Source organism: Streptomyces sp. Tu 2975 (assembly GCF_009832925.1).
Taxonomy (GTDB): Bacteria; Actinomycetota; Actinomycetes; order Streptomycetales; family Streptomycetaceae; genus Streptomyces.
The window spans coordinates 3,698,177-3,715,083 of the sequence record NZ_CP047140.1 but is presented as its reverse complement, the minus strand read 5'-3'; the positions used below and the strand labels follow the sequence as shown (position 1 = coordinate 3,715,083).

The following is a 16,907-nucleotide window of genomic DNA, read 5'->3' as shown; positions in this document are numbered from 1 at the left end:
CTCCCTGTGGCCGTCCTGATCGTCCGACTCGACCGAGTCACCCCACTCCCGAACCGTTCACGAAGGGCACCGGACATGGGTCCCCATCCTGCGGTCGCGGCGATACGCCTGGCGGTCCGCCGCGTACTCCACGACGTACTCTCCGACCAGACACAGAACGCCGCACGCTTCGCGCATTCCGCCCCGGGCCCGGCGCCCGCGAGCGAACCACCGCTCGTCCTCGTGGCGTGCTCCGGCGGTGCGGATTCCATGGCGCTCGCCTCCGCCCTCGCCTTCGAGGCCCGCAAACTTTCCGTCCGGGCCGGCGGCATCACCGTCGACCACGGCCTTCAGGACGGTTCCGGCATGCGCGCCGCCGAGGTCGCCGCACGCCTCACCGCGATGCAGCTGGACCCGGTCGAGGCCATCGCCGTCCGGGTCGGCCGCGCGGGCGGCCCCGAGGCCGCGGCCCGAGACGCCCGCTACGCCGCTCTCGACGACGCCGCCGAGCGCCATGGGGCCGCTGCCGTGCTGCTCGGCCACACCCGCGACGACCAGGCGGAGACCGTGCTGCTCGGTCTCGCCAGAGGCTCCGGCATCCGCTCGCTGTCCGGGATGGCCGCCGTGTCGGGCACCGCCGGCCGCTACCGCCGGCCCTTCCTCCACATCGACCGGCAGACCGCCCGCAAGGCCTGCATGGTCCAGTCGCTGCCCGTGTGGGACGACCCGCACAACGCCGACCCCGCCTACACGCGCTCCCGGCTGCGCCACGAGGGGCTGCCCGCCCTGGAGAAGGCGCTCGGCAAGGGCGTCGTCGAGGCCCTCGCCCGTACCGCCCAGCTCTCTCGCGACGATGCCGACGCCCTCGACAGCTGGGCCGCCGACGCGGAGGCCACCGTGCGCGACGAGAGCGGCCGGCTGGAATGCGCCAAGCTCTACGTCCTGCCTCCCGCCGTGCGCCGCCGGGTGCTGCGCCGAGCCGTGATCGAGGCCGGGGCGCCCGCGGGATCGCTGTTCGCCCGCCACGTCGAGGAAGTCGACCGCCTCATCACCGGATGGCGCGGTCAGGGTGCCATCAACCTGCCCGGCCGGGTCGAAGCGCGACGCCAGGGTGGCAGACTGGTCATTCGGCAAGGCTGAACCGCCGAGAGAAAGCGACGCGGGTGAACGAGAAGGACATGGGCACCGACCTTCAGTCGGTGCTCATCACCAAGGAAGAGATCGACGCGAAGCTCGTCGAGCTGGCCGCGAAGATCGACGCAGAGTACGCGGGCAAGGACCTGCTCATCGTCGGAGTCCTCAAGGGCGCGGTGATGGTGATGGCGGACCTGGCGCGCGCGCTGTCCACCCCCGTCACGATGGACTGGATGGCGGTGTCCTCGTACGGCGCCGGCACCCAGTCGTCCGGTGTGGTCCGCATCCTCAAGGACCTGGACACCGACATCAAGGGCAAGCACGTACTGATCGTCGAGGACATCATCGACTCGGGACTGACCCTGTCCTGGCTGCTGTCGAACCTGGGCTCCCGTGAGCCGGCCTCACTCGAGGTCTGCACCTTGCTGCGGAAGCCGGACGCCGCCAAGGTCGCGATCGACGTGAAGTGGATCGGGTTCGACATCCCGAACGAGTTCGTCGTCGGATATGGCCTCGATTACGCGGAGAAGTACCGGAACCTCCCGTTCGTCGGCACACTGGCGCCGCACGTCTACGGAGGCTGAAGCAACGGCACGCCGGGGAACCATGCCCGCCTTTTCGCCGTTGGAGCAGGGGAAGGCGGTCGTCGGCGTCGATGCTGAGGTACCGTCCGAAGAACAGTTGTCTTTTCTCACAGCAGCATTTACCTACGGGCAGGAGGGACGGGGCGACACCGCCCCGTATGGATGGACGTGAAGCGATACTTCCGTGGGCCGGTCATGTGGATCGTGCTGGCCGTCCTCGCCGTGGTCGTGCTGATGCAGGTCGTCGGCTCGTCCGGTGGCTACAAGACGGTTGACACCGGCGAGGTCGTCCAGGCGATCGACAAGAACCAGGTCAAGCAGGCAAAACTCACCACTGGTGACGAGCAGATCATCAAGATCGAGCTCAAGGAAGACCAGAAGGTCGACAACAGCAGCAAGGTGCAGGCCAGCTACATCGGCACCCAGGGTGCCGACCTGGCCGACAAGCTGCAGGAGAAGTTCCAGGCCGGTGAGATCGAGGACGGTTACACGGTCTCGCCGTCGAAGCAGAGCCCGTTCGTCTCGGTCCTGCTCTCCCTGCTGCCCTTCGTGCTGATCGTCGTGGTCTTCCTGTTCCTGATGAACCAGATGCAGGGCGGCGGCTCCCGAGTCATGAACTTCGGGAAGTCCAAGGCCAAGCTGATCACCAAGGACACCCCGAAGACGACCTTCGCCGACGTGGCGGGGTCCGACGAGGCCGTCGAGGAGCTCCACGAGATCAAGGAGTTCCTCCAGGAGCCGGCCAAGTTCCAGGCCGTCGGCGCCAAGATCCCGAAGGGTGTGCTGCTCTACGGCCCGCCCGGTACGGGTAAGACGCTGCTCGCACGCGCCGTCGCCGGCGAGGCGGGCGTCCCGTTCTACTCGATCTCCGGTTCCGACTTCGTCGAGATGTTCGTCGGTGTCGGTGCCTCCCGTGTCCGCGACCTCTTCGAGCAGGCCAAGGCGAACGCCCCGGCGATCGTCTTCGTCGACGAGATCGACGCCGTCGGCCGGCACCGTGGTGCGGGTCTCGGCGGTGGCCACGACGAGCGCGAGCAGACGCTGAACCAGCTGCTCGTCGAGATGGACGGCTTCGACGTGAAGGGCGGCGTCATCCTGATCGCCGCCACCAACCGGCCCGACATCCTCGATCCGGCGCTGCTGCGCCCGGGCCGCTTCGACCGGCAGATCGCGGTCGACCGTCCGGACATGCAGGGCCGTCTGGAGATCCTCAAGGTCCACCAGAAGGGCAAGCCGGTCGCTCCGGACGTGGACCTGGGCGCCGTTGCCCGGCGCACGCCCGGCTTCACCGGCGCAGACCTGTCGAACGTGCTGAACGAAGCCGCGCTCCTGACCGCGCGCGGCGACAGGAAGCTGATCGACAACCACGCGCTGGACGAGGCGATCGACCGAGTCGTGGCCGGCCCGCAGAAGCGGACCCGGATCATGTCCGACAAGGAGAAGAAGATCACCGCGTACCACGAGGGCGGTCACGCCCTGGTCGCGGCGGCTTCACCCAACTCCGATCCGGTCCACAAGATCACGATTCTGTCCAGGGGCCGTGCCCTCGGCTACACGATGGTGCTCCCGGAAGAGGACAAGTACTCGACCACCCGCAACGAGATGCTCGACCAGCTCGCGTACATGCTGGGCGGGCGTGCGGCCGAGGAGCTCGTCTTCCACGACCCGACCACGGGTGCGGCCAACGACATCGAGAAGGCCACCGCCACGGCCCGCGCGATGGTCACGCAGTACGGCATGACCGAGCGGCTGGGCGCGATCAAGTTCGGCGGTGACAACACCGAGCCGTTCCTCGGCCGCGAGATGTCCCACCCGCGCGACTACTCGGAAGAGGTCGCGGCGCTGGTCGACGAAGAGGTCAAGAAGCTCATCGAGACCGCGCACAACGAGGCCTGGGAGATCCTCGTCGAGAACCGCGACGTCCTCGACAACCTGGTCCTCCAGCTGCTGGAGAAGGAGACGCTCGGCAAGGAGGAGATCGCGGAGATCTTCGCGCCGATCGTGAAGCGCCCGGCCCGCCCGGCGTGGACCGGCTCCTCGCGGCGCACGCCTTCCACCCGTCCGCCGGTGCTCTCGCCCAAGGAGCTGGCCCTGACCAACGGCGCCGCGAACGGTGCGACGTCGGCCTCGGCCACGGCGACCACGGTGACCGATGTCACCAAGGCGCCCGCCGAGCCGGTCCCGGAGGAGCGTCCGGAGGGCTGACCAGGGCATTCGTCGCCCCAGGGCCACCGGCCCCGGAATGAACGTCGCACCTCCCAGGTTCTAGCCTGGGAGGTGCGGCGTTTTCGCGCCACGTCGGAGCAGAGGAACGAGGCACAGATGACCGACCCGGTGACGCTGGACGGCGAGGGCTGTCTCGCCGATTTCGACGAGAAGCGTGCGGAGAACGCCGTTCGTGAACTGCTCATCGCGGTCGGCGAGGACCCGGACCGCGAGGGGCTGCGGGAGACGCCCGCGCGCGTGGCGCGGGCGTACAAGGAGATTTTCGCGGGCCTGACGCAGCAGCCCGAGGACGTCCTGACGACGACGTTCGACATCGGTCACGACGAGATGGTGCTCGTCAAGGACATCGAGGTGTACTCGACCTGTGAGCACCACCTGGTCCCCTTCCGGGGCGTGGCGCACGTCGGCTACATCCCGTCCACCAGCGGCAAGATCACCGGCCTGTCCAAGCTGGCCCGGCTGGTGGACGTCTTCGCGCGCCGACCGCAGGTGCAGGAGCGGATGACCACCCAGATCGCCGACTCGCTGATGGAGATCCTGGAGCCCCGGGGTGTCATCGTCGTCGTCGAGTGCGAGCACATGTGCATGTCGATGCGTGGCATCCGCAAGCCCGGCGCCAAGACGATCACCTCGGCGGTCCGCGGTCAGCTGCGCGACCCCGCGACGCGGAACGAGGCGATGAGCCTGATCATGGCGCGCTGATCCCACAGTCGGACAGGGCATGCGTTCTTCGTCAACTCCCCCGTGACAGGCCTGAGTTGCTGCGAAGATCGGTCGTATGACCGAACAACTGCTGCCCACGCGCCGACTCGGTGGCCTCGAGGTCTCCGCACTCGGCTTCGGCGCGATGGTCCTTTCCCCCGGTGTGTACGGCGAGATCGACGACGAGCGCGGCGAGCGGGCCCTGCTCGCCGCCGTCGACGCCGGCGCCACGTTCATCGACACGTCCGACGGCTACGGAACGGACGGCCACAACGAGCAGCTCATCGGCAGGGCCCTGCGCGGCAGGCGGGACGAGGTCGCCATCGCCACGAAGTTCGGCTTCCGGCTTCCGGACGGCGTCGAACCGCACCCGTTCCCCGTCGGCTTCTCCTTCGGCGAGCTGGCCGTCAACGCCGCGCCGGAACATGTCCGCGGTTACGCGGAAGCGAGCCTGCGCGGCCTCGGAACCGACCGGATCGACCTGTACTACCCGCACTTCCCGGACCCGCAGGTGCCGCTGGAGGAGACCGTCGGCGCCGTCGCCGAGCTGATCCAGGACGGCCTCGTCCTGCACCTCGGCCTGTCCAACGTGACCGCTGCGCAGCTGCGCGCCGCGCATGCCGTGCACCCGGTGGCGGCCGTGCAGACCGAGTGGTCGATGTGGCGGCCGATCGACCACGAGCTGCTGGCGGCCGCGCGGGAACTGGGCGTGGGCGTCGTGCCGTGGTCCCCGCTGGGCAGCGGATTCCTGAGCGGCGCCGTCAGCGAGGTCAAGGAGGGCGACTTCCGGCAGAACGCACCGCGCTTCGCCGCCGCCAACCTCAAGGCCAACAACGACCGCTTCGCCCCCGTCCGCGGCATCGCGGCCGAGCTGTCGATCACGCCCGCCCAGTTGGCGCTGGCATGGCTGCTGCACCAGGACGAGCACGCGGTCCCGATTCCGGGCAGCAGGACGCCCGCGCACATCGAGGAGAACCTGGCGGCGGGGAGGGTGAAGCTGCCGGCTGAGGTGCTCGAGCGGCTCTCTGCGATCCTGTCGTCCACCGAGGTGGAGGGCGGCACGCTGCTCTGACGGCCCGGCCGATGGTGGGTGGCGGGTTCGGGCTCAGGCCCTGGCCGCGCCGCCGCCGTTCTCGTCGTCGTCCTCCGGGAGCTTGCAGACCCGCTCCAGGAAGACGGCGGCGGCGATCACGGCGATGCCCGTCACCACCGCGAAACCGGCGTAGATGGCCTGGTCGCGGCGGGCCGGGACGTCGAGGGAGCCCAGCAGGAACACGCCCGTGCCGCCGTACATGCCGCTGACCAGGGCCGCCACCAGGGCGCTCGCCTGACCGAAGACCACCGCGCGGGCGGCCATCAGGGGCTCGACGCCCTTGGCACCGGGCCGGCGTTCGCGCTGGGCCCGCAGGCGGGCGCGCAGGGAGAGCGCGGTAGCGGCGAGGACGACGGCGATCGCGGCGAGCACGATCGGTGCGGCCAGCGGCACGCTCGGCAGGGTGCCCAGCGAGTCCCACAGACGGGCGCCGCCCCAGGAAAGGACTCCTGCCACGGCGAAGAGACCGGCCAGCACACCGAGCCGTAGTTGCTTCACCGAGAAAGCCGCCCTTCGCCTGTCGTTCATGACCCGCCGACCCCGCCGCGGGAGATCATTCCGTACGAGCCTAACGACTACTCGGGCAGCCGCAGTTCCAGGTCGCCGCGCGGCTGGACGCCACCCGCGCCCACACCGGCCAGCAACTCGGCGACCGCGCCGCGACCCGGCAGCTGTGCCTCCGGCTGCACGTCGTGCCACGGGGCGAGCACGAAGGCACGCTGATGGGCGCGCGGATGCGGAAGGGTGAGGAACGGATCGTCGGACACGACGTCCGCGTAGGCGACGATGTCGACGTCGATGGTGCGCGGACCCCAGCGCTCCTCGCGGACGCGGTCGAACGCCTCCTCGATGGCCTGGCCGCGCTCCAGCAGGGAGGACGGCGGCAGGGTCGTCCTGATCACGACCACCGCGTTGAAGTACGACGGCTGGCTGCCCGGGTCGACACCCCAGGGCTCCGTCTCGTACACGGGAGACACGGCCTTCACCCGGAGGCCGGGAGTGTCCTCCAGGGCGTCGATGGCGCCCTGGAGGGTCTCCAGGCGGTTGCCGAGGTTGGAGCCGAGGGAGAGCACGGCGTCCTTCGGGTTGGACAGGGTGACATCGGCCGCATCGACCTGTTCCGTGACGGAGGACGGCACCGGCTGCACGGTCGGGTCGCTCGCTGCCTGGTTCATACTCGGCTCCGGGTGATCGTGATGGTGACGTCGTCGAAGGGCACCGTGATCGGGGCGTCCGGCTTGTGTACCACCACCTCGACCTCCTGGACAGGGTCGTGTTTGAGGCACACCTGGGCGATCCGCTCCGCCAGCGTCTCGATCAGGTCCACCGGGTCGCCCTCGACGACGGCGACGACCTCTTCCGCGACCACTCCGTAGTGCACGGTCTTCGCCAGGTCGTCGTCGGCCGCCGCGGGGCGGGTGTCCAGACCGAGCACCAGGTCGACGATGAAGGTCTGGCCCTCTTCCCGCTCCTTGGGAAAAACGCCGTGGTGCCCACGGGCCTTGAGGCCGCGCAGCGCGACACGATCCACGCGAATCACTCCTGCTTCTGTAGGTCTGCGGGCACGCGGCCACATGCGGATGGCGTGGTGCCCGCGTTCGAATCTACCTGCGAGCACCGACAGGACCTGCCCATGGGGCCATGGAGGACTCACGAGAGGCCGGGTAGGCGCGTATACCCGCGCATGCGCGGCGACGAACCCTCCAGTCGGCCCCTACCCACTTATGAGGGGCTGTTCTCGTCCTCTTCGCCGTCGGTTTCCGTCAGCACGGGAGAGCCGTGGTGCGACCAGATCTTCCAGCCGTCGGCTGTGCGGCGGAACACGTTGGTCGCCACGACCAGCTGGCCGACGAGCGGCCCGAGCTCGCCGCCGTCCTCCGCGGGACCGCCGCTGAGGATGTTCTCCGTACAGGTGACCAGCGCCGTGTCACCGGCCAGGTGCACCTTCACGTCGGTGAGGAAGAACTGGATGTACTCGGTGTTCGCCATGATCAGGGCGTACGAGCGGAGCACTTCCCCGCGGCCGGAGAGCACCGGCCAGCCGGGGTGGATGCACGAGATGTCGTCGTCCAGCCAGAGGTCGGACAACTCGTCGAAGTCACCGCGTTCCATCGTCTCGTAGAAGGCGGTGTTGGCCTGTTCGACGAGCTCGGTGTCGGTCAGGCTCACCGGGCGCCCTCGACGGCCCGCGCGACCCTGACGGCGTCGGCCGTGGCCCGTACCTCATGGACCCGGACCGCCCACGCGCCTTCGTGGGCCGAGATGGCGGAGACCGCGGCGGTGGCGGCGTCCCGCTCGCGTGCGGGCGGCGGCGGGCCGTCCTTGGCCAGTACGCGACCGAGGAAGCGCTTTCGGGAGGCGGCCACCAGCACCGGACGGCCGAGCGCACGCAGTTCCGCGAGATGCGCGACGAGCGCGAGGTCGTGCTCCGCCTGCTTGGCGAAACCGAGGCCGGGGTCGATGACGATGCGCTCCGGCGCGATCCCGCCCTCGACGACGGCCTCCATACGCGCGCGCAGTTCGGCGACCACCTCGGCGACCACGTCGCCGTACACGGCGAGGCTGTTCATGTCCTCGCTGAAGCCCCGCCAGTGCATGACCACGAACGGGGCGCCGGTCGCGGCCACGACGGGGATCATCCTGGGGTCGGCGAGGCCGCCGCTGACGTCGTTGACGAGCACCGCGCCGGCCGCGACCGCCCGCTCCGCTACCACGGCGCGCATGGTGTCGACGGAGACGGTCACGCCCTCCGCGGCGAGGCCCCGTACGACGGGGACGACCCGGCGGAGCTCCTCGTCCTCGTCGACCCTGCTGGCCCCGGGCCTGGTGGACTCGCCGCCAACGTCGACGAGGTCGGCGCCCTCGGCCACCAGCTCGAGACCGCGCTTGATCGCGGCCGTCGTGTCGAACCAGCGCCCGCCGTCGGAGAAGGAGTCCGGCGTCACATTGACGACTCCCATGACCGCACAGCGATCCCACTCCGGCAGGCCGTCGGCCGTGCCCCGTCCGCGCAACGTACTCATGGAACCCAGCCTAGGCCCGTACGGACCACGCCCATGCCACTCGTGGCCGTGTGTGGCTCGTGCGGGACCTGTGCGGTGCCAGGGCCGGGCTCGAGCCGCGCTCCTGCCGCACCCGGGCGTCCACAGCTCCGACGGAGCGGTGTCGCACGGCGCGGATATTGGTCATGCCGCGCGGGCCTCGCGCGCTTCCGGCCGGGCGGGCAGGTGGGCGCAGGGGCGCGGTCCGCGGGTGCGCCGGCGGGCGAAGGGGCGCGGCAGCGAGAGATTGACGAATCCCTCGGCCTGCATCGCCGCGAAGCCGATACGCGGCAGGTCACGGGTGGTGGGGAAGACCACGAACCGGGGTTCCCAGCGGGGCCGGAACTTGGCGTTGAACTTGTACAGCGACTCGATCTGGAACCAGCGGGAGAGGAACACGAGCAGCCCGCGCCACATCCGCAGCACCGGTCCGGCCCCGATCTTCTCGCCCCTGGCCAGCGCCGACCGGAACATGGCGAAGTTGAGGGAGACCCGCTCGACGCCCAGGCCGGGCGCCGCCTGGAGGGCGGCGACGATCAGCAGCTCGTTCATGCCGGGGTCGGCGGACCGGTCGCGGCGCATCAGCTCCAGCGACATGCCGTCCGTGCCCCACGGAACGAAGTGGATGACGGCCTTCAGGTCGCCGTACGGGGACGCTCCGCTCTCGTCGACCTTGTGGGCGGTGGCGATGACGGCGTCGCCGTCGGTGGGGTCGCCGATACGGCCGAGTGCCATGGAGAAGCCGCGTTCTGTGTCGGTGCCGCGCCAGTCGGCGGCGGCCCGGCGGATCTGCCGGACCTCGTCGTCGGTGAGATCACGGGCGCGGCGTACGCGGGTGCGGTAGCCGCCCCGCTCGATGCGCTTCACCATCTGGCGCACGTTCCGCATCGCGCGCCCGGTGAGGGAGAAATCCGCGACATCCACCACCGCCTCGTCCCCGAGCTCCAGCGCGTCCAGGCCGGTCTCGCGCGTCCAGACCTCGCCGCCCGTCTCCGAGCAGCCCATCACCGCCGGGGTCCAGGAGTGGGCCTTCGCCTCGTCCATGAAGCGCTCGATGGCGCCGGGCCATGCCTCGACGTCGCCGATCGGGTCGCCGCTCGCGAGCATCACACCGGACACGACGCGGTAGCAGACGGCGGCCTTGCCGCTGGGGGAGAAGACGACGCCCTTGTCGCGGCGGAGCGCGAAGTGGCCAAGTGAGTCACGCCCGCCGTGGACGGCGAGCAGGTCCCGCAGCCGGCGCTCGTCGTCCTCGGTGAGGCGGGCGGCGGGGTGTTCGGGACGGAAGGCGAGGTAGATGGTGGTGACGGCGGTCAGCAGGCCGAGTGCGCCGAGGCAGTAGCCGACGGTCCAGGAGACGCCGTCGGTGTACTCGATGGGGCCCTCGAAGCCGAAGAGCCCGTAGAGGACGTGCTCCAGGCGGTCGGTGAGGCCCGGGTCGCCGACGACCCTGCCGGGATGGGCGCTGACGACCACCAGGCCGATGGCGAGCGAACCGGCGCCCATCGAGACGAAGTTGGCGAGCGCCCGCCAGCGGCTGCGCGGGTCGGGCAGGGCGGCGAACTCGCCCCGGTGACGCAGCAGCAGCGCCAGCAGCGTGAGGGAGAGCAGCACGCCGATGACGGAGTGCCGGTAGACGAACTGCGCGACGGCCCCGGCGGGCAGCAGCACCACGGCCGCCCGCCAGGCCCGGCGCTTGTGGCGCTTGATCCCGTGCGCCAGCAGGAGCAGCAGCATGCCCGCGCTCAGGGAGAGCGCAGCGGCGAACGGGCCGGTGGCGCCCGGCAGTACCTCGGCGATCGTGTGCATCCGGCTGTGCCGGAAGCGCGGGAAGATCCCTGCCGCGATGTCGATCAGGCCGACGAACGTGCAGGCCGTGCCGACCAGGGCCGGGACCGTCTCGGGTCGTGGGCCGTGCAGTATGCGGCGCACCCGATTCGGAACCGATCCTGATTTGTCCCCATCTACCGTTGCAGACATCGCTTCCCGTGATTTCGGATGAGATCCCGTGCCCAAGGCCTAGGTCGGTCGGCCCGGACGATTTGCGCCCTCTAGGACGGGACTTCGGGGAGGCGGGTTCATCCGCATCCGGAATTCGTCGACACGGAAGGCACACCCGACCCATGGGTCTGACCAGTAACAAAGTCCTGGCCTTGGCCGCCGCGGCCGCCGTGCTGCTGTTCGCCGCCACGGTGTGGCTGTGGCCGCGGCTCGCGCACCGCGGACCCCGTGCCGTGGCGGGGCGTGTCGGTCTGCTGCTCGCCACGCAGCTGTCGCTGTTCGCCGCGGTCGGCCTCGCGGCCAACAACTCCTTCCTGTTCTACGGCTCCTGGGCCGACCTCTTCGGTCAGCAGCAGGACATGGGCGTGGTCGTGGACCACTCGCAGGGCACGCACCTGAAGGTCGTCGAGAAACAGAAACCCGGCGTGCCGGGCGCGTCCCGCCCGGAGACGGGCGGCCAGATACACAAGGTGGTCGTGTCCGGGGCGAAGTCGGGGATCGACAGCCCCGCGTACGTCTATCTGCCGCCGGAGTACTTCCATGCGGAGCACCGGGCGCGGACCTTCCCGGCGGCCGTCGTGCTGACCGGGTACCCGGGCACCGCGGAGAACCTGCTCAAGGGCCTCAGATACCCGAGGACCGCGTACGAGCAGGCCAAGGAGGGGCGGATGCAGCCGATGATCCTGGTGATGCTGCGGCCGACGGTGGCACCGCCACGCGACACCGAATGCGTGGACGTGCCCGGGGGACCCAAGACGGAGACGTTCTTCGCCGAGGACCTGCCGAAGGCCGTCTCCGAGACGTACCGGGTGGGGACCCACGCGCGCAACTGGGGCTTCATGGGCAACTCCACGGGCGGCTACTGCGCTTTGAAGATCGCGCTGCACCATCCGGAGCGGTTCTCGGCGGGCGTCGGGCTCTCGGCGTACTACAAGGCGGCCGAGGACCCGACGACCGGTGACCTGTTCCACGGCGACGACCGGCAGCGCAAGCGGGCCGACCTGCTGTGGAGCCTGGACCATCTGCCGCAGGGCCGTTCGTCGTTCCTCGTCACCACCTCCCGGCAGGGGGAAGGCAACCTGGCGGGGACGCGCGCCTTCGTCAAGAAGGTGAAGGCGCCGGCGCGGGTGTCGACGATCGTCCTCGACAGCGGCGGGCACAACTTCAACACCTGGCGGCGCGAGATCCCGCCGGCCCTTCAGTGGCTTGCCGGTCGGCTCAGTCCTTCGTGACGGGGCCGGTGGGCGGGACGGTCGCGATGGACTCCAGGGCCACCTCCGCACGCGCGATGTCCTGGGCGTCCGCGTCGATCGAGCGCCGCAGCGCCTCGTGCAGACGGGCCGGTGTGAGGACACCGAGGAACCGCCCGGTCTCCCCCTTGTCGATCACCGCTATCCAGCCCGCGTCGTGCTGGAGCATCGTGGCGAACGCCTGCTTGAGCGAGGCGCCCACCGGCAGCCACGCCTCCATACGGCGGGCGTGGTCGCGCACCGAACCGCCTTGCCGGGCCCGTTCCTCGGAGATCCAGCCGTGCAGGTTCTCCTCGCCGTCCAGGACGACGGCCCAGCGGGCGCCGAGGTCGCGGGGAGCGGATCGTCGAGGTGCACGACCGGCGGCTGCTCCAGGTCCGCGGGCTCGATGGGGGTGACGGACAGCCGCTTGAGCCCGCGGTCCGCGCCGACGAATTCGGCCACGTACGGGGTGGCGGGGGCGCCGAGGACGGCGGCGGGGGCGTCGAACTGCTCGATGCGGCCCTGCCCGTAGACGGCGATACGGTCCCCGAGGCGCACGGCCTCCTCGATGTCGTGGGTGACGAACAGGACCGTCTTGCGGACCTGGGCCTGGAGCTTCAGGAACTCGTTCTGCAGATGCTCGCGCACGACGGGGTCGACCGCGCCGAAGGGCTCGTCCATCAGCAGCACGGGCGGGTCGGCGGCCAGTGCCCTGGCCACGCCGACGCGCTGGCGCTGACCGCCCGACAGCTGCTCGGGGTACCGGTCGCCGTACACGGACGGGTCGAGGCCCACCAGTTCGAGGAGTTCGGCGGCACGCGCCCGGCCGGCGGACCGCTTGGCGCCGAGGAGGCGGGGGACGGTGGCGGTGTTCTCCAGGACCGTCCGGTGCGGGAAAAGGCCGACCTGCTGGATCACATAGCCGATACGGCGGCGCAGTTCGACGGGGTCCGTCCCGGCGATGTCCCTGCCGTCCACGAAGATCTGCCCGCTGCTCGGTTCGATGAGGCGGTTGACCATCTTCATGGTGGTGGTCTTGCCGCAGCCGGACGGTCCGACGAGCGTGACCAGTTCACCCTCCGCGACCTCGAAGGAGAGATCGTCGACGGCCGTGGTGCCGTCCGGGTACCGCTTGGTGACGTGCTCGAACCGGATCATGACTCCCCATTGTGACGGGTGCTGTGTGAAAGCCATGTTGCTGCAATGTGGCGGTCCTGGGGGATTGTCGGTGGCCAGGGTTATGGTCGCCAGACATACGTTCGGCTGTTGCGGGGGAGGTGGGAGTGGATGAGTACGGGGTGGACGGGCACGGAGCAGGCGGCGGCGAGCTGCCTCGCGGCGAACGACTGGATCTGCGGCGAGTACATCCGCTCCCGCAGCCAGGAGTTGACCGACGCGACGGTCCAGCATGTCTGGATCACCGTCGCGTCGGTACTGATCGGGCTGGCGGTGGCTTTCCCGCTGGCGCTGCTGGCCCGGGCCGGGCCGCGGTTCGCGGGACCCGTGCTGGGGCTCACCACCCTGCTGTACACGATCCCCTCGCTTGCCATGTTCTCGCTGTTGCTGCCGTTCTTCGGACTTTCCGCCGCCCTGGTGGTGACGGGGCTCGTGCTCTACTCCCTCACCATCCTCGTGCGGAACATCATGGCCGGGCTCGACGCGGTCCCGGCGGAGGCCCGTGAGGCCGCCCGCGGCATGGGCTACGGCCCCGCGCGCCTGCTGTGGGAGGTGGAACTGCCGCTGGCCCTGCCGGCCTTGATGGCAGGCGTCCGGATCGCGACCGTGTCGACGATCGCGCTGACGACGGTGGGCGCGCTGGTCGGCAAGGGCGGTCTGGGCAATCTGATCGACGACGGCGTGCAGACCACGTTCAAGGCCCAGGTGCTCACCGCGTCCGTGCTGTGTGTGCTGCTGGCGGCCGTCGCGGATCTGCTGCTTCTCGGCGTGCAGCGGCTGCTCACGCCGTGGACCCGCGTACGGACGGCGGAGGCGAAGGTCTGATGAGTGTGGTCTCGGGTGCCTGGACCTGGCTCACCACCGGCGCCAACTGGTCCGGGGAGGGTGGTGCCTGGCACCGGCTCGGTGAGCATGTCTACGTCAGCGGTGTCGCTCTCGTCCTCGCCTGCGCCATCGCGCTGCCCGTCGCCCTGTGGCTCGGGCACATCGGCAAGGGCGGCGCGCTCGCGGTCAACATCTCCAACGCGGGCCGCGCCGTGCCGGTCTTCGCGGTCCTCGCGCTGTTCATGCTCACCCCGCTGCGCAGCGCCGGCTATGTGCCGACCATCATCGCCCTGGTGCTGTTCGCCGTGCCGCCGCTTCTGACCAACGCCTACGTGGGCATGCGGGAGGTCGACCGTGCCGTGGTGGAGGCAGCGCGGGGGATGGGCATGTCGGGCGGGCAGGTCTTCCTGCGGGTCGAGCTGCCCCTCGCGTATCCGCTGCTGATGACCGGGCTGAGGTCGGCCGCCGTCCAGGTCGTGGCGACGGCCACGATCGCCTCGATGGTCGGCCAGGGGGGTCTCGGCCGCATCATCACCGCCGGGTTCAACACGTACAACACGCCGCAGGTGGTCGCGGGGGCGCTGCTCGCGGCGCTGCTGGCCCTCGCCGTGGAAGGGGTTCTGGTGGCCGCCGACCGGCTGCTGAGTCCTTTGCGCAGGACCGTGCCGTCGTCCGGCTGACGCCACGCCGGCCTGCTTGTTTCGCCAATTCGCTTCCCATATCTCTGTGGACGGAGAACCTGATGAGCAAGACCTCACGCATCGCCGGTGCGGTACTCGGGGTGGTGGCCCTGACGGGTTCCCTTGCCGCGTGCGGCGGTGAATCCCTCGAGCAGGAGAACGCCGGCACGTCACCGGGGACCGGCTCGGGGAAGAAGGGCACCCTGGTCGTCGGGGCCGCGGCCTTCACCGAGTCGAAGATCCTCGCCGAGCTGTACGCACAGCTGCTGGGCGACGCCGGCTACAAGACGTCGATCACCACCGTGAAGAACCGCGAGTTGTACGAACCGTCCCTGGAGAAGGGCGAGATCGACGTCGTACCGGAATACGCGGCGACCCTCGCCGAATTCCTCAACGCGAAGGTCAACGGGCCCAAGGCGCCGGAGGAGAAGCCCGTCGCGTCGGGTGATGTCACCTCGACCGTTCAGGAGCTCACGAAGCTCGCGGAGCCGCTCGGACTGAAGGTGCTGCCCGTCGGCGACGCCGTCGACCAGAACGCCTTCGCCGTCACGAAGGAATTCGCCGAGAAGAACAAACTGAAGACACTCAGCGATCTCGGCAGGTCGAAGCGACCGGTGAAGATCGCGGCCGGCGACGAGTGCGAGGTGCGGCCCTTCTGCGCGCCGGGTCTGAAGAAGACCTACGGCATCGACGTCGCGGGCATCGACCCGAAGGGCGTGGGGACCCCGCAGGCCAAGCAGGCCGTCAAGGACGGTGAGGACGACGTGGTGCTCACCTACACCACCGACGGCACACTCGAGAGCTACGGCCTGGTGCTCCTGGAGGACGACAAGAAGCTCCAGAACGCGGACAACATTCTCCCGGTCGTCAATGCGAAGGACGCCGGCAGCGCCGAGATCGCCGATGTCCTCGCCGGGCTGACCAAGGCCCTGACCACCGAGGACCTCGCCGAGTTGAACCGCAAGGTGGACTCGGAACGCGCGAAGCCCGCTGACGTCGCGAAGGCCTATCTGGAGGCGGAGGGACTGCTGCGGAAGTAGCGGTCGCAGGGCCCGGCATTCTCTCCAAGAGATTTGCCGGGCCGACGCCCCATTCCATGCCTACGCACGGTAAATTTCGGGCCATGCCACGAGGACGCCACCGCCATTCCCCGCCCCTGCACAAGCTGCTGCCTCCTTCGGCGGTCGCCGGAGCGTCGGTTCTGTGCGCCGCCGGCGCGTGGTTCGTCGGCGATCCCGTGGCGCTCCGTGTGCTGGTCGCCGCCGCGGCGGCGGCCGCGGTCACCGGTGCCGTCCTCATGCGCAGCTGGGACCGCGGGGCCGGACGCAGGGTCGCGGAGCTGACGCGCGGCCGGGCCAGCGACCAGTGGAAGTTCGAGGAACGCATAGCGGAGCTCGAGACGGACGTCGAGGAGTCCCGCGAGCTGCGGCTGAAGCTCGACGCGAAGCTGCGCGCCAAGCGTGTCGAGCTCGCCGCGCTGCGGGGAGAGCACGCGGCGCTGCTGCGGCGGTACGCGAACGCGGAGACGGAGCGGGCCACCGCCCTCGAGGGCCGCAGGCAGCTCGCGATCGAGGCGGCGGCCCCGGCGAAGGCACTGCTGCCCGCCGGTTCCACACCGACGCCCTCGACCTATCTGCGTGCGGCCAAGGCGCTGGAGGATTTGTCGCGCAACGCCGCGGCGCAGGAGGCCGGACACACGGTCGAGGAAGCGCGCCGACGGGACCTCGCGGAGCGTTCCCGTGAGGCGGACGAGCCGCAGGGGAAGCACGCGGCGGGCGCCGGGGCCGAGCAGCGCGTCCGCCCGTCGTCCGCCCTCCCCGCCCGCCGAACCGTTCCTGCCGCCGCCGCGATCGTCCCGTACGGTCAGCGCTCCCGCGTGAAGCGCCCTGAGGGCGGCTTCGACTTCTTCGGCACGGGCGGCCCGGCGAACGGCGGTACGGGCGACGGAACTTCCGCCGGAGCCGAGGACGGGTCCGGTGCCGAGGCCGGCGACGGCCTCAAGGCCGTCGAGGGCGCCGCCGCCCTGAGGGCCATCGAAGCGCCCGGCACGCAGAAGGCGATCGAAGCGGTCCAGCACGAGGACCTGGCGGACGTGGTGGGGGAGGAGGCCCTGGCGGCCCAGCGCGTCAGCGGCCCTCGCGCGGTCGGCAAGGTCATCGACCTGACCGCCCACGACGAGACGGAGCAGATGGACGTCGCCGGGCTGCGCAACGCCGTCTCCTGAAAGCGGCGGG

General features: G+C 70.2%; 16 protein-coding genes and 1 pseudogene. 10 read left to right on the top strand and 7 right to left on the bottom strand.

Translation table 11 applies throughout. The annotated features are described in order from the left end of the window. The first annotated feature begins 75 nt into the window (after nt 1-75). The 5 genes from tilS (at nt 76) to GLX30_RS16310 (ending at nt 5,697) form a co-directional block, all read left to right on the top strand. Nucleotides 76-1,119 carry a tRNA lysidine(34) synthetase TilS gene (gene tilS, locus GLX30_RS16330; RefSeq protein ID WP_159689109.1) on the top strand — a complete coding sequence of 348 codons (1,044 nt, stop codon included), beginning with the start codon at nt 76-78 and terminating at the stop codon, nt 1,117-1,119. 38 nt (nt 1,120-1,157) lie between these two features. Further along, the gene (gene hpt / locus GLX30_RS16325) at nt 1,158-1,697 is read left to right on the top strand and encodes a hypoxanthine phosphoribosyltransferase (protein WP_159689106.1); all 540 of its coding nucleotides are present in this window, start codon (nt 1,158-1,160) and stop codon (nt 1,695-1,697) included. A gap of 162 nt (nt 1,698-1,859) precedes the next feature. After that, the gene (ftsH, locus tag GLX30_RS16320) at nt 1,860-3,902 is read left to right on the top strand and encodes an ATP-dependent zinc metalloprotease FtsH (RefSeq protein ID WP_159689103.1); all 2,043 of its coding nucleotides are present in this window, start codon (nt 1,860-1,862) and stop codon (nt 3,900-3,902) included. Nucleotides 3,903-4,019: 117 nt separating this feature from the next. Further along, entirely contained in the window at nt 4,020-4,625 is a 606-nt protein-coding gene (gene folE, locus GLX30_RS16315; RefSeq protein WP_159689098.1) for a GTP cyclohydrolase I FolE, read from the top strand. A 76-nt stretch (nt 4,626-4,701) separates the two neighbouring features. Next, on the top strand, nt 4,702-5,697 hold the full coding sequence (locus tag GLX30_RS16310) for an aldo/keto reductase (protein ID WP_159689093.1): 996 nt from the start codon (nt 4,702-4,704) through the stop codon (nt 5,695-5,697). A 33-nt stretch (nt 5,698-5,730) separates the two neighbouring features. On the opposite strand, the gene GLX30_RS16305 is transcribed toward GLX30_RS16310, so the two are convergent. From GLX30_RS16305 to GLX30_RS16280, 6 genes are all read right to left on the bottom strand, one after another. Next, on the bottom strand, nt 5,731-6,216 hold the full coding sequence (locus GLX30_RS16305; protein WP_208545581.1) for a DUF3180 domain-containing protein: 486 nt from the start codon (nt 6,214-6,216) through the stop codon (nt 5,731-5,733). A 77-nt stretch (nt 6,217-6,293) separates the two neighbouring features. Then, nucleotides 6,294-6,893, bottom strand: coding sequence for a 2-amino-4-hydroxy-6-hydroxymethyldihydropteridine diphosphokinase (gene folK, locus GLX30_RS16300; protein WP_159689087.1), 600 nt, complete (start codon nt 6,891-6,893; stop codon nt 6,294-6,296). Then, complete coding sequence (folB, locus tag GLX30_RS16295) at nt 6,890-7,258, bottom strand: dihydroneopterin aldolase (protein ID WP_159689084.1); 369 nt, start codon at nt 7,256-7,258, stop codon at nt 6,890-6,892. Before folB ends, folK begins: the two co-directional genes overlap by 4 nt. A gap of 182 nt (nt 7,259-7,440) precedes the next feature. Then, on the bottom strand, nt 7,441-7,887 hold the full coding sequence (locus tag GLX30_RS16290) for a nuclear transport factor 2 family protein (RefSeq protein ID WP_159689081.1): 447 nt from the start codon (nt 7,885-7,887) through the stop codon (nt 7,441-7,443). Continuing rightward, complete coding sequence (folP, locus tag GLX30_RS16285) at nt 7,884-8,741, bottom strand: dihydropteroate synthase (RefSeq protein WP_159689078.1); 858 nt, start codon at nt 8,739-8,741, stop codon at nt 7,884-7,886. The genes GLX30_RS16290 and folP overlap by 4 nt, the downstream gene beginning before the upstream one ends. A 162-nt stretch (nt 8,742-8,903) precedes the next feature. Further along, nucleotides 8,904-10,739, bottom strand: coding sequence for a phosphatidylglycerol lysyltransferase domain-containing protein (locus tag GLX30_RS16280; RefSeq protein WP_159689075.1), 1,836 nt, complete (start codon nt 10,737-10,739; stop codon nt 8,904-8,906). Nucleotides 10,740-10,882: 143 nt separating this feature from the next. Here GLX30_RS16280 and GLX30_RS16275 point away from each other — a divergent pair, with 143 nt between their 5' ends. Beyond that, on the top strand, nt 10,883-11,992 hold the full coding sequence (locus GLX30_RS16275) for an alpha/beta hydrolase-fold protein (protein WP_159689072.1): 1,110 nt from the start codon (nt 10,883-10,885) through the stop codon (nt 11,990-11,992). Here GLX30_RS16275 and GLX30_RS16270 read toward each other — a convergent pair. Continuing rightward, nucleotides 11,979-13,150 (bottom strand): annotated as a pseudogene (locus tag GLX30_RS16270) (betaine/proline/choline family ABC transporter ATP-binding protein). The gene GLX30_RS16275 and the pseudogene GLX30_RS16270 overlap by 14 nt on opposite strands. Nucleotides 13,151-13,279: 129 nt before the next feature. Between GLX30_RS16270 and GLX30_RS16265 the strand changes: the two are divergent. The 4 genes from GLX30_RS16265 to GLX30_RS16250 all read left to right on the top strand — a co-directional run bounded on the left by GLX30_RS16265 (nt 13,280) and on the right by GLX30_RS16250 (nt 16,897). Continuing rightward, nucleotides 13,280-13,993 (top strand): ABC transporter permease, encoded by a 714-nt coding sequence (locus tag GLX30_RS16265; RefSeq protein ID WP_159689069.1) that lies wholly within the window; start codon nt 13,280-13,282, stop codon nt 13,991-13,993. Next, nucleotides 13,993-14,673: an ABC transporter permease gene (locus GLX30_RS16260; RefSeq protein WP_159689067.1), complete on the top strand. Its 681-nt coding sequence runs from the start codon at nt 13,993-13,995 to the stop codon at nt 14,671-14,673. The genes GLX30_RS16265 and GLX30_RS16260 overlap by 1 nt, the downstream gene beginning before the upstream one ends. A gap of 62 nt (nt 14,674-14,735) precedes the next feature. After that, complete coding sequence (locus GLX30_RS16255; RefSeq protein WP_159689064.1) at nt 14,736-15,713, top strand: ABC transporter substrate-binding protein; 978 nt, start codon at nt 14,736-14,738, stop codon at nt 15,711-15,713. An 83-nt stretch (nt 15,714-15,796) separates the two neighbouring features. Further along, nucleotides 15,797-16,897, top strand: a complete 1,101-nt coding sequence (locus GLX30_RS16250) for a hypothetical protein (RefSeq protein ID WP_208545428.1) — start codon at nt 15,797-15,799, stop codon at nt 16,895-16,897. Nucleotides 16,898-16,907: the final 10 nt, after the last annotated feature.